Below are 12,376 nucleotides of genomic sequence, written 5' to 3' on the forward strand. Positions count from 1 at the left end.
AAACCGACAAACCCGCCACTCACGAACCGACAACAATCAGAACCGAACCAACAGGGGAACAGATCCATGAAACTTTCACGCCGCAACCTTCTGAAACTTTCGGCCGCCAGCCTGACGCTGTCGGGATTCGGCCTGCCGACACTGGCCCAGCCGATCGAAGAACTGGTGATCGCCTACAACGTCAACCTGCCCAGCTGGGATCCAACGGTGGGCACTTCGGCGGTAAATCCCACGCTGCAGGGGCTCTACCAGTCCGTGTTCGACCAGTTCATCGCCCAGGATACCGACCTGAGCCAGAAACCCGGCCTTCTGACCGACTGGGGTTGGAACGAGGACAAGACCCAAGTTTACATGACGGTGCGCGAGGGGGTCACATGGCATGACGGCGCCCCGTTCACCGCCGAGGACGTGGTCTGGTCGCTCGAACGCGCCGCCTCCGAGGGCGGCGGCAACCCGATCCAGTTCATCTGGTCCACGATCGGCAACTTCCGCATCGACGGCAACCGGATCACCGGCGATGTCCTGCGGTTCGAACCGACCATCTTCAAGTGGATGTCGTTCCTGACCGGCTACGTGATGCCGAAGCATTACGTGGAAAAGGTCGGCGCCGACGGGTTCGAGACCGCGCCGATCGGCACCGGCCCCTACATGGTCGAGAAATACGAACGCAACGCCTATGTCCGACTGAAGGCGAACGAAAACTACTGGGGCGGAGCGCCCGACTTCAAGACCGTCACGATCAAGTTCGTCACCGACGCCGCCGCCCGCGTGGCCGAGGTGGAATCGGGCAACTCCCACGTCACGCTGGAGGTTCCCTACGAGGAGTTCGACCGCCTGAAGGCCGGCCGGCTGGAAGGCGTCGCGCGGCCGGTTTCCGACATCGCGATGATCTTTTTCAACGACATCGAACCGATGACCGATCCCAACGTGCGCAAGGCCGCGGTGATGGCGGTGAACAAGCAGGCGATCGTGGACCGGCTTCTGTCGGGCTATGGCGTGCCCATCGACACGTTGCAGGCGCCCGACTACATGGCTTACGATCCGTCGATCAGGACGCCCCACGACCCGGAGAAGGCGAAGGAGCTTCTTGCCGCGTCGGGATACGGGCCGGACAACCCGGTGCGTTTCGCCGTCCAGACCACCCGCGGCTACAAGCCCAAGGATTACGAGATCATCCAGGCCATCGTCGGTCTGTGGCGCCGGGTCGGGATCGAGGCCGAGATCGAGGTCTACGAGGTTGCCAAGCATTTCGAACTGCGCGCCGCCGATCAGCTGGCGCCGGCGGCCTTCTACAACTGGGGCAATTCGATCGGCGACCCGACCACTTCGACCGGCTTCGCCATGTTCGGCCCCTCGCCGCATTCGGTCTGGGATGGTGAGGACCTGATCGGCATGATCGCGCCCTTGTGGGGCGAACGCGACGAAGAAAAACGCATCGCCGGGTGGAAGGCGGTGGACCGCTACATCGCCGAGAACGCACTGGTCCTGCCGCTGTTCCAGTATGTGCAGCCGATCCTGCACGCGCCGGGGGTGAAGGTGGTGCCGCATGCGTCGGGCGCGCTGCTGCCCCATCTGATGACCCGGGCCTGAGCCTTGCCGGTGCGCCAGGCCCGCGGCTGCCTCCCGCTCGACCAGAGCCGGGGGCGGCCGCCCGGGCCGGTACCGGTTCGCATTCCGGCGGCCTCCTTTCCAGGACCCTGCCCATGCCGATCCTGAAACGCCTGCTGCTGCGTCTTGTCACCACCTTCGTCACCCTGTTCGGGGTGGCCATCATCGTGTTCGTGGTGATCCGCGTCGTGCCGGGCAATCCGATCGCGATGATGCTGCCCCCCGGTGCCGGGGAAGAGGACATTCTCCGGCTCAAGGCGCTCTACGGGCTGGACAAGTCCATCCCCGAACAGTTCCTGATCTGGCTGGGCGGCGTGGTGCAGGGCGATTTCGGCACCTCGATCACCACCCGCCAGCCGGTGCTGGAGCTGGTCCTGTCGCGCCTGCCGGCGACGCTGGAGCTGTCGGTCATGGCCCTGGTCATCGCCGTCGTTGCCGGCGGGGTACTGGCCCTGACAGGTACCCGGCTGCGCGGCGGCCGGGTCGAGGCGGGGATCGACGTGGCCAACGGCATGGCCCTGTCGGTGCCCGATTTCCTGTGGGGGCTGGTGTTGATCCTGCTCTTCGGCGTGCTCTGGCCGGTGTTTCAGATCACGGGGCGGGTGTCGCCGAATATCGACCTTCCCTTCTCGACCAGGTTCTACCTGTTCGAAAGCGTGCTGCGGCTGCGTTTCGACATCTGGGCAGATCTGGTCAGCCACATGTTCATGCCGGCGCTGGCGCTTGCGATCCCGCTGGCCGCCATCATTGCACAACTGCTCAAGCAGTCGCTGAAGGAAACCATGCACCTGGACTATGTGACGCTTGCCCGTACCAAGGGCTATGGCGAAAACCACGTCATCATCCGCGAGGCGCTGCCCAACGCGATCCTGCCGACGCTGACGCTGGTCGGCGTGCAGTTCACCTTCCTGATAGGCGGCACGGTCATCATCGAACGGCTGTTTTCATACGAGGGGCTGGGCAACATGGCCATCGACGCGGTGATAAACCGCGACCTGCCGCTGATCCAGGGAATCGTGATCCTGTTCGCGCTGATCTTCACCATGGTCAATCTGCTGGTCGATCTGACCTATGCGGCCCTGAACCCGAGGTTGCGCCATGGCTGATGCGCGCACATTCGTTACCCGCCGCGCCGGCCTGCGGCTGTGGCTTTCGGGCGGGTGGCTTGCGCTGCTGACGCTGGCCGCGGTGCTCGCACCATTCGTCAGCCCGCACGATCCGCTGGCGCAGGATCTGTTCGCCGCCCGCCTGCCGCCGTTCTGGCAGGCCGGGGCCGAGGCCGGCTTTCCGCTGGGATCCGACAGCCTGGGGCGCGATGTGCTCAGCCGGATCATCTACGGCGCCCGGGTGGCGCTGATCGTGGCGGTAACCGCGGGCACGCTCACCTGCCTGATCGGCGCCACCCTGGGGCTGGTCGCGGGCTATTTCGGCGGCTGGCCGGATCTGGTCATCTCGCGGCTGGTGGACATCTGGATGGCCTTCCCCCCGGTCCTCTTCGCGATCCTGCTGATCGCCGTGCTGGGCACGGGGTTGAGTTCGATCATCATCGCCATCGTGGTCATCGACTGGACCCGCTTTGCCCGCGTGGTCCGGGCCGAGGCAATGAGCCAGGCGGCGATGGATTACGTGGCCTCGGCCCAGGTGGCCGGGCGAAGCCGGGCAGGAACGATGTTGCGGGAAATCCTCCCCAACGTGCTGCCGACGATCCTCGTGCTGCTGACGCTGGAAATGGGCATCGCGGTGATCGTCGAGGCGATCCTGAGCTTCGTCAACCTGTCGATCTCGACCGATCAGCCGACCTGGGGCGGCATGATCGCCGAAGGGCGGCTGTCGATCTATCAGGCGTGGTGGGTCCTGGTGTTTCCCCTGGTCGCCCTGTTCCTGACCGTCCTCAGCTTCAGCCAGCTGGGCGAGGGGCTGAAGGACCGTTTCGATCCGGTACTGCGATGAGCGCGTTTCTGACCATCGAGGGGCTGAACGTGTCGCTGAGCGGCGTGCTGCCAATCCTGCGGTCGGTGGACCTGACGGTGCATGCGGGCGAGGTGCGCGGCCTCGTCGGCGAAAGCGGCGCCGGCAAGAGCATGATCGGCAAGGCGATCCTCGGCACGCTGCCAAGGGCGCTGCGGATCGAATCCGGCCGGATCCTTCTTGACGGCGAAGACCTGCAACGGATGCGTCCGCGCGACCGCCGGCGGCTGATCGGGGCCAGGGCGGCGCTGATCCCGCAGGATCCGCTGACCGCACTGAACCCGGCGCGCCGCATCGGGCCGCAGATCACCGACCGGCTGGTGGACATCCTCGGCTGGCCCAGGCGAGCGGCGCAATCGCGCGCGCTCGAGCTTCTCGACGAAGTGCGGATCGTCGATCCGGAAAGGGTCATGCGCGCCTACCCGCACGAGCTCTCGGGTGGCATGCGCCAGCGCATCCTGATCGCCTCGGCCTTTGCGGCCGAACCCCGGCTGATCGTCGCCGACGAGCCGACGACCGCGCTGGACGTGACCGTGCAGAAACAGATCCTGCGCCTGATCCGGGACATGCAGGCCCGCCACGGGACCGCGCTGCTGTTCGTGACCCACGATCTGGGCGTGGTGTCGAAGATATGCCAGACGCTGACCGTGCTTTACGGCGGGCTGGTGCTGGAGGATACCACCACCGAGGAATTCTTCGCGGCTCCGGGCCACCCCTACTCGGCGGCGCTGCTTGCGGCCACGCCGAAATACACCGACCCCCACGGCAGCCTGACCCCGGTGCCGCAGCCGGTGCTCGACGCGGTGAATGCCCGGCTCGACGCCTTCGACAGGGCCCGGCGGCAATGAGCGACATGATCTATCGCATACGCGATCTTCGCCTGAGCTTCCCGGACATGACCCGCAAGCCCCTGTTCGGCCCGGCGCTCCGGATCGAGGTGCTGAAGGGCCTCGGCTTCGACATTCCCCGTGGCGACGTGGTGGGAATCGTCGGCGGTTCGGGGTCGGGCAAGTCCACCCTGGGCCGCACCATGTTGCGGTTGCTGGAGCCCTCGCACGGTTCGATCCTGTTCGAAGGCAGGGACATCACCCATCTGCCGGAATCCGCTCTCCGCCCGCTGCGCCGCAAGTTCCAGATGATCTTCCAGGACCCGATGTCTTCGCTCAACCCGCGGCTCACGGTGGGCACGATCATTGCCGGCCCGCTGAAGCTGCACGGGTTCGACGAGCTCGGCCGACGGGTCGGGCGCGCGCTGGATCATGTCGGCCTGCCCGAGGCGATGCGCCACCGCTACCCGCACGAGCTCTCCGGCGGTCAGCGTCAGCGGGTCGGAATCGCCCGCGCCATCGCGCTGGAACCCGACTTCATCCTCGCCGACGAGATCGTGTCGGGGCTGGACGTGTCGTCGCAGGCCCAGGTGCTCAACCTCCTGGAAACGCTGGTGCGAGAGCTGGGCCTCACCCTTGCCTTCATCAGCCACGACCTGTCGGTGGTCCGGCGGCTGTGCAAGCGCGTGATCGTCCTGCATCGGGGTGAAATCGTCGAAACCGGAGACACGGCGGCGGTCTTCCGGGCGCCGAAGGCCACCTGTACCCGCGAACTGATCGAGGCGATCCCCCTGCCCGATCCGAACCAGGCCTGGGCGTGACGGACGGCGCCGCGAACGGTCGCAAGCGGCGGATCGGGCCGATCAAGGCGCGCGCGCCTGGCCGGGTTCGTCGGGCTGATTGTCGCCGCAGTTCGGCGGCGGGTCGGCGCGGGGACTCCGCGCAACGGATCCTTGCTTCCGGCGCGCCGGGGATCGCCGGTCAATCAAGCGGCAGGCCCGCCGCGCGCCATTCGGGCAGGCCGTCTTCCAGCCTCCTTGCCCTGATGCCCCTTTTGCGCAGGGCTGCAACGGCTTCGTAGGACAGAACGCAATAGGGACCGCGGCAATAGGCAATCACCTCCTGCGCATCGGCGATTTCCGACAGCCGGCTTTCCAGTTCCTCGAGCGGAATGTTCTTCGCCCCCGGCAAGTGCTCCATTTCGTACTCGTCCTTCGGACGGACGTCGAGCACCGTGACAAGCCCCGCGCGGCTGCGCTCCAGCAACTCCTGATGGCTGACGGGCTCCATGTCGTCGCGCTGATGGAAGTAGTCGCGCAGGACCTTGTCCACTTCGGCAAGGTTCTTCTCGCCGACATCGAACAGCGCGCCGAGAAGCGCCAGCACGTTGTCGTCCTTGAGACGGTAGAGAATGTATTTCCCTTCGCGACGCGAATCGACCAGCCCGGCCCGCTTGAGATGCTGCAGATGCTGCGACGTGTTTGCGGTCGAAAGCCCCACCTTGGCAGCCAGCGCATCCACGCCGCGCTCGCCCTGGCCAAGGTGTTCGAGAATATCGATGCGGTGCGCGTTTCCGAGCGCCCGCGCAATCGCGGCAAACTCTTCGTAAAGCTTCAGCTTCGGGCTGGTTGACATGAGATCCCACCATATATTATATCATTCAATAGATCTATTGAATGTACTATCCGTACCGACACCCTGCAAGGACCATCAGCATGACCGACCTGCTCTTGTCAAACGAAGGCCCGCTTCGGCTGGCGGTATTCCTGGGCATCCTGATCGTCATGGCAATCTGGGAGGTCGCCGCCCCGCGCCGCCGGATAGAAATCCCCCGCCTGATCCGCTGGACCAACAACCTGGGCGTCGTGGTGCTCGACACGATCCTGGTGCGGCTGACCTTTCCGGTGGTGGCCGTCGGCCTGGCCCTGGTGGCGCAAGACAGGGGCTGGGGCCTTTTCAACATCTTCCAGGTCCCGGAATGGGTGGCGATCGTCGCCTCGGTCGTGATCCTCGATTTCGTGATCTACCTGCAGCACGTCCTGTTCCACGCAGTCCCCGTGCTGTGGCGGCTGCACCGGATGCACCACGCCGATCAGGCCATCGACGTGACCACCGGGTTGCGGTTCCACCCGATCGAGATCCTGCTGTCCATGGGGATCAAGCTGGCCGCCGTCCTGGCGCTGGGCCCGCCGGCCGTGGCGGTTCTGATCTTCGAGGTGCTGCTCAACGGCACCGCCATGTTCAACCACTCCAACATCCGGATACCCCCGGCGGTGGATCGCATCCTGCGCCTGTTCGTCGTCACCCCCGACATGCACCGCGTCCACCATTCGATCATCCGGCGGGAAACCGACAGCAATTACGGCTTCAACCTGCCATGGTGGGACCGCCTGTTCGGAACCTACATTGCGCAGCCGCAAAAGGGGCACGAGGGCATGACCATCGGCATCGAACAGTTCCGTACCCGGCGCGACCAGTGGCTCGACCGGATGCTGATCCAGCCCCTGCTCGGACCCGCCAACGGTCCCGATCCGAAAGACCAGGGAACCGCAACCGATGAATAGAGCCCTTCTCTTGCGCCTGGTCGTGGTCGCATTGATCGCCTCGGCAATCGCGGCCGTTGCGGTGAACCGCGACCGGCTGGATCCCGAGGCGCTGGACATCTGGCTGTCCGGCTATGGCTACCGGGCGCCGGCCGTCTACGTGCTGATCTACGCGCTTGGCACGGTGGCGTTTGCTCCCGGTTCGGTGTTCTCGCTGGTGGGCGGTGCGATGTTCGGCCCGGTGCTGGGGACGATCCTGAACCTGGCGGGGGCAACGCTGGGCGCTGGCGCCGCCTTTCTGATCGCGCGCTACGTGGCCGGAGACTGGGTTGCGGAAAAGGCCGGTGGCCGCCTGAAACGGATCATCGCCGGCATCGAGAACGAGGGCTGGAGATTCGTCGCGTTCGTGCGCCTGGTGCCGGTGTTCCCGTTCAACCTCAGCAACTATGCCTTCGGACTGACGCGGGTTCGGTTCGTTCCCTATGTCGTCACGTCCCTTGTCGCGATGACTCCGGGCGCACTTGCCTACACCTGGCTTGGATACGCCGGACGCGAAGCGCTGGGGGGCAATGCCTCGGCCATTCGCTATGGCCTGCTTGCCTTGGGCCTGCTGGCCGCCATCGCCTTCGTTCCAAGGATCGTCAGGAGGGTAAGAAGCAGCGATATCGCGTGGATCGGCGCGCCCGCGACGGCCGCGCGACTGGCAGAGCGCGTGGACGTGACCATTCTCGACGTTCGCGGCGCGGACGAGTTCGAGGGACCCCACGGACACATCCCCGGCGCGCTGAACATGCCGCTGGACGAGTTGGAGGAGCGGCTCGAAGACCTTGCCCCCCGCCTGAAGGGCGAGGTCATCGCGGTCTGCCGAACCGACCGGAGATCCGCAGACGCCGCGCGGCTGTTGCAGGAGGCAGGGCTGGAGAACGTCAGTGTTCTCAAGGGCGGAATGGTCGAGTGGACCGCACGTGGGCTTGAGGTTCACGGCGTGAACACCGCAGCCTGAAGAAAGGAAAACCGATGAAGATCCTGCTTGTTCTGAACGACGCGCCCTATGGCAGCGAAAAGTGCTTCAACGCCCTGCGGCTGGCGCATGGGCTGCTGAAAGAGGCGCCGGAAGCGGAGGTCACCGTCTTCCTGATGGCCGACGCGGTCGTGGCCGCCCGGGCCGGCCAGAAAACACCGGACGGGTACTACAACCTGGAGCGGATGCTGAAACGCCTGGTGCTGGGCAAGAACCGCGTACTGCTTTGCGGGACCTGCATGGACGCGCGCGGCCTGACCGACGCCGACGTCTTGCCGGGCGCCGAACGCAGCACGATGCCCGAACTCTCGCGGCTGACGCTGGAAGCGGACAAGGTGCTGGTATTCTAGGGTCGAAACAGGATCGCCCCGCCACTTTCTCGTGATCGGGCCGGCAACCGGGGTTTCCGCGATCAGTTCAGATCACGCCCCGGATCGCGCTCCAGGCGCCGACCGTTGCAATAGATCTGCAGGTTGCCGGCATCCAGGCCGATGTCCAGCATTTCACCTTCGGCCGCCTTCATCCGTGCCTGCCTCTTGGCGCGCAGGATCTGCCCGTCGGCAAGCGAAAGCGTTACCACGATCTCGATGCCGAGATTGTCCACGTGCTCCACCTTCGCCCGCCCTCTCCAGGTCGCATCGGCCACGCCGCCGAACCTCACGAATTCGGGACGAAAACCCAACTGCATCCGCGCCCCGGCGGGCACGTCGGGCAGATGCTCGCGGAAGTTCAGCCCCTCGCAGACCAGGACATCTCCTTCCATCCGGGCATCGAGGAAGTTCATCGGCGGCGAGCCGATGAAATAGCCGACGAAGGTGTTGTCGGGGCGCTCGAACAGATCCTGCGGCGAGCCACGCTGCATGATCTCGCCATCCTTCATCACCACCACCTCTTCGGCGAATGTCATGGCCTCGTTCTGGTCGTGGGTGACGAAGACCATGGTGATGCCGAATTCGCGGTTGATCTGCTTGAGCTTGCGGCGCAGCTCGAACTTCATTTGCGGATCGATCACCGTCAGCGGCTCGTCCAGCAGGATCGCGCTCACGTCCTCGCGCACCAGCCCGCGGCCCATGGACACCAGCTGCTTGAGATCCGCGGTCAGGCGGCGGGCCGGCATCTGCATCTTGTCGCTCAGCCCCAGCAGCCCGGCCACGTTGTCCACCCGGCGCCTGATCTCGTGATCGGGATAGCCGCGGCAGACCAGCGGGAAGGCCAGGTTCTGGGCCACGGTCATGGTGGAATAGATGACCGGAAACTGGAACACTTGGGCGATGTTGCGCCCGGCGGTGTTGCTGTCGGTGACATCGACGCCGTCGATCAGCAGCCGCCCCTCGGAAGGTTTCACAAGCCCCGAGATGATGTTGAGCATCGTCGTCTTGCCGCAGCCCGACGGCCCCAGAAGGGCGTAGGTGCGGCCGTCCTCCCAGACCATGTCGAGGGGCTTGAGCGCATATTCCGTGCCGCCGTCATAGGAATGGGCCACGTTCATCAGCTCGATCCTGGCCATCAGTCCCGCGCCTCCCTGTCGGGTGCCGAGACGAGGTTTCCGTCAAGATCGAAGAAGAACAGATCGGTGGCGGCAAAGCCGATGTTCATCCGGTCGTCTGGCTCATGGACGGAAACCCCCTGCGACAGCATCAGCAGATCTCCGAAGGGAAGGATCAGGTGGGTGATGGTTTCCGAACCGCTGATTTCCGACATCGAAACCCGGGCCGCGAGTGTGCCGCCGACATGCACGTCCTCCGGGCGGATGCCGATCAGGTATTCGCCCGGCCCCGGCAGAGCCCGGCCGGCGCCCTCGATCCACAGCCCGCCCGCGAGGTGAACCGCGCCGTCACGGACCTCGCCGCGAAAAGAGCTGATCGGCGGCTCGCCCATCAGTTCGGCCACGGTGATGTTGCGCGGGCGCAGGAACATCTCGTCGGGGCGACCGGCGGCGATGATCCGGCCCTCGTGCATGACGATGATCTCGTCGCCCAGCTGCATCGCCTCGCGCGGCTCGGTGGTGGCATAGAGGATGATGCTGTTCCGGTTGCGCTCGATGATTTTCGGGAACTGCTCGCGCAGCTGTTCACGCAGCTTGTAGTCGAGATTGACCAGAGGTTCGTCCAGCATCAGGGTGCGGGCTTCCTTGGCCAGCGCGCGCGCCAGCGCCACGCGCTGCTGCTGGCCGCCCGACAGCTGCGCCGGGCGCCTGTCCACGAGATCCCCGAGGCCGACCAGCTCGATGAACTCGCGGGCCCGGTGGCGGGCCTCGGCCTTCCCCACCCCCTGCCGGCGCAGCGGAAAGGCCACGTTGTCGAGCACATCGAGATGCGGGTAGTTGATGAACTGCTGATAGACCATGGCCATCTTGCGTTCCCACACCGGCACGGCGGTGATGTCCGTCCCGTCCAGCAGCACCTGCCCGCCATCCAGCGGCATCAGCCCCATGAGCGCGCGCATCAGCGAGGTCTTGCCGGCACCCGTGCGCCCCAGGATGGTGTAGAACCGCCCCGCCTCGAAGGTGAAGCTGATATCGGCGAGGTGGACCTCGCCATCCACGGTTCTGCTGACGTCGCGCATCTCCAGCATGAGGCTACCTGATTGCTCCGGCAAGGCTGCCCTTGGACAGGAAGTTTTCGACGAGGAAGGCGATCAGCACCAGCGGCGCCACCGAGATCAGCGCAAAGGCCGAGAGGCTCCACCACGGGGTGACCGAGGAATTCAGCGACACGATCGCCACCGGCAGCAGCTGCACCTTGGTGAAGGTCAGGGTGAAGGCGAAGAAGAAGTCGTTCCAGCCGAAGATCAGGCAGAACATGCCCGCCACCACCAGCCCGGGGATCGAATTGGGCAGGATCACCCGGAAGAAGGCGCCAATGGGGCGGCAGCCGTCGATCATCGCCAGCTCGTCCAGCTCCTTGGGAATGTTGCCGAAGAAGTCGATCATCACCCACACGGCAATGGGCAGCAGCAACGCCACATAGACCAGGATCAGCCCATAGACGGTATCGAGCAGCCCCAGCGTCTTGAGCATCAGGAAGAAGGGGATGGCCAGCACGATCGGCGGCATGATCCGCTGCGAGATGAAGAAGAAGGTGATGTCGTTGTTCTTGATGAAGCCCGCGCGGAATTCGAAGCGCGACAGCCCGTAGGCGGCCAGCGTGCCCAGCGCGATCGAGATGAGGCTGGCCGAGATGGTGACGATGGCGCTGTTGATGTAGGGATCGACGATGTTGATGCCCGTCGAGCCGTCGGAAAACAGCGAGGCCCAGCCCTGGGTCGAGGGCTTGAACTGCAACCACGGGATGTAGGTGGCGCCGCTGGTGATGGCGTTGGCGTCCTTGAACGAGGTGGACAGCGCCCACAGGAAGGGGAAGACGATGAAGCTCGACCACAAAAGCAGGGCCAGATACTTGATCGCCAGGTAGAGGGTGCGCATGGCTCAGCCCTCCCTCGGCAGCAGCATCCGCGCCAGCACCTTGGCGATGATCGTGAGGCTGACGATCATGATCACCAGATAGGTCAGCGACAGCGCCGCCGAATAGCCGATCTGGAAATCGCGCAGGCCGCGGATGTAGATGTAGTAGCTGGAGGTCTCGGTGGCCGTGCCCGGCCCGCCCGATGTCATCACATAGACGGTTTCCATGATCTTGGAGGCCTCTATCAGGCGGATGATCAGTGCGCCGATGGTGATCGGCGCCATCAGCGGAAAGGTGACCTGCAGGAAGGTGCGGATAGGGCCGGCGCCGTCGATCGCCGCGGCGAGGTAGGGCTCGCGCGGGAGCGAGACCAACCCCGCCAGCAGCAGCAGGAACATGAACGGCGTCCACTGCCAGACCTCGACGATCAGCACAGATATGAAGGCCGCCGTGCCGGTGGACAGCCACGGCACCGTGCCCAGCCCGATTGCCTGAAGGATGTCGTTCGCGGGCCCGAGGCTTTCGTGGAAGATGGTGCGCCAGATCACCGACATCACCACCGGCGTGGTCATCATCGGCACCAGAAACAGCACCCGGAAGAACCGGCGGAAGCGGATCTCGCGCCACACCGCCAGCGCCAGGGCGAAGCCGAGCACGTATTGCAGCAGCACCGACGAGACGGACAGCACCGAAAGCCGCAGCAGGCTCTCCCAGAAGCGGGTATCCTCGAACACCCGTGCGAAGTTCCTGCCCCCGATATAGTCAAGCCCCGGCTGGAACACGTCCCAGCTGGAGAAGCTGACCCTGATCGTGAACAGCAGCGGGAAGATGATGATCGCGATCAGGACGACAAGCCCCGGCAGCAGGAAGAAATACTTGTCCCGGTACATCGTCGCCTGATCTCCCCCCCGCGGATGCCGTCGTTCCGGTATTCTCCGGTTTCCGGCCTGCTGTCTGCCTTGTCTTGTCCGTCGTTACGGGCTTGTATCGTTACGGGCAGCCGGG

Annotated in this window: 13 protein-coding genes; 8 read left to right on the plus strand and 5 right to left on the minus strand. The window is 65.0% G+C overall.

From position 1 onward, the window contains the following. Positions 1-66 precede the first annotated feature (66 nt). From ACZ5CM_RS00515 to ACZ5CM_RS00535, 5 genes are all read left to right on the plus strand, one after another. Positions 67-1,590, plus strand: coding sequence for an ABC transporter substrate-binding protein (locus ACZ5CM_RS00515; RefSeq protein ID WP_464640304.1), 1,524 nt, complete (start codon positions 67-69; stop codon positions 1,588-1,590). Between the two features lie 113 nt (positions 1,591-1,703). Then, positions 1,704-2,714 (plus strand): ABC transporter permease, encoded by a 1,011-nt coding sequence (locus ACZ5CM_RS00520; protein ID WP_464640306.1) that lies wholly within the window; start codon positions 1,704-1,706, stop codon positions 2,712-2,714. Then, positions 2,707-3,558: an ABC transporter permease gene (locus tag ACZ5CM_RS00525; protein ID WP_464640308.1), complete on the plus strand. Its 852-nt coding sequence runs from the start codon at positions 2,707-2,709 to the stop codon at positions 3,556-3,558. The genes ACZ5CM_RS00520 and ACZ5CM_RS00525 overlap by 8 nt, the downstream gene beginning before the upstream one ends. Beyond that, entirely contained in the window at positions 3,555-4,424 is an 870-nt protein-coding gene (locus ACZ5CM_RS00530) for an ABC transporter ATP-binding protein (protein WP_464640310.1), read from the plus strand. Before ACZ5CM_RS00525 ends, ACZ5CM_RS00530 begins: the two co-directional genes overlap by 4 nt. Beyond that, on the plus strand, positions 4,421-5,224 hold the full coding sequence (locus ACZ5CM_RS00535) for an ATP-binding cassette domain-containing protein (RefSeq protein WP_464640312.1): 804 nt from the start codon (positions 4,421-4,423) through the stop codon (positions 5,222-5,224). The genes ACZ5CM_RS00530 and ACZ5CM_RS00535 overlap by 4 nt, the downstream gene beginning before the upstream one ends. Before the next feature lie 160 nt (positions 5,225-5,384). Here ACZ5CM_RS00535 and ACZ5CM_RS00540 read toward each other — a convergent pair whose 3' ends face one another. Further along, the gene (locus tag ACZ5CM_RS00540; RefSeq protein WP_464640314.1) at positions 5,385-6,038 is read right to left on the minus strand and encodes an ArsR/SmtB family transcription factor; all 654 of its coding nucleotides are present in this window, start codon (positions 6,036-6,038) and stop codon (positions 5,385-5,387) included. Between the two features lie 80 nt (positions 6,039-6,118). Between ACZ5CM_RS00540 and ACZ5CM_RS00545 the strand changes: the two genes are divergently transcribed. The 3 genes from ACZ5CM_RS00545 to ACZ5CM_RS00555 are packed head-to-tail and all read left to right on the plus strand — an operon-like array spanning position 6,119 to position 8,317. Beyond that, positions 6,119-6,967 (plus strand): sterol desaturase family protein, encoded by an 849-nt coding sequence (locus ACZ5CM_RS00545; RefSeq protein WP_464640316.1) that lies wholly within the window; start codon positions 6,119-6,121, stop codon positions 6,965-6,967. Beyond that, complete coding sequence (locus ACZ5CM_RS00550) at positions 6,960-7,949, plus strand: VTT domain-containing protein (protein WP_464640317.1); 990 nt, start codon at positions 6,960-6,962, stop codon at positions 7,947-7,949. Before ACZ5CM_RS00545 ends, ACZ5CM_RS00550 begins: the two co-directional genes overlap by 8 nt. A 14-nt stretch (positions 7,950-7,963) precedes the next feature. Beyond that, positions 7,964-8,317: a DsrE/DsrF/TusD sulfur relay family protein gene (locus ACZ5CM_RS00555; protein ID WP_464640319.1), complete on the plus strand. Its 354-nt coding sequence runs from the start codon at positions 7,964-7,966 to the stop codon at positions 8,315-8,317. A 62-nt stretch (positions 8,318-8,379) separates the two neighbouring features. Here the strand turns inward: ACZ5CM_RS00555 and ACZ5CM_RS00560 are convergent, their stop codons facing one another. The 4 genes from ACZ5CM_RS00560 to ACZ5CM_RS00575 are packed head-to-tail and all read right to left on the minus strand — an operon-like array spanning position 8,380 to position 12,261. Continuing rightward, positions 8,380-9,474: an ABC transporter ATP-binding protein gene (locus ACZ5CM_RS00560; RefSeq protein WP_464640321.1), complete on the minus strand. Its 1,095-nt coding sequence runs from the start codon at positions 9,472-9,474 to the stop codon at positions 8,380-8,382. Continuing rightward, a complete protein-coding gene (locus ACZ5CM_RS00565; RefSeq protein WP_464640323.1) occupies positions 9,474-10,541 on the minus strand; it encodes an ABC transporter ATP-binding protein in 1,068 nt (355 codons plus the stop codon). The genes ACZ5CM_RS00560 and ACZ5CM_RS00565 overlap by 1 nt, the downstream gene beginning before the upstream one ends. A gap of 4 nt (positions 10,542-10,545) precedes the next feature. After that, entirely contained in the window at positions 10,546-11,391 is an 846-nt protein-coding gene (locus ACZ5CM_RS00570; RefSeq protein WP_464640325.1) for a carbohydrate ABC transporter permease, read from the minus strand. A 3-nt stretch (positions 11,392-11,394) separates the two neighbouring features. Next, positions 11,395-12,261, minus strand: coding sequence for a carbohydrate ABC transporter permease (locus tag ACZ5CM_RS00575; RefSeq protein WP_464640327.1), 867 nt, complete (start codon positions 12,259-12,261; stop codon positions 11,395-11,397). Between the last annotated feature and the right edge of the window lie 115 nt (positions 12,262-12,376).

The sequence above is a fragment of the Piezobacter thermophilus genome (genome assembly GCF_055386745.1).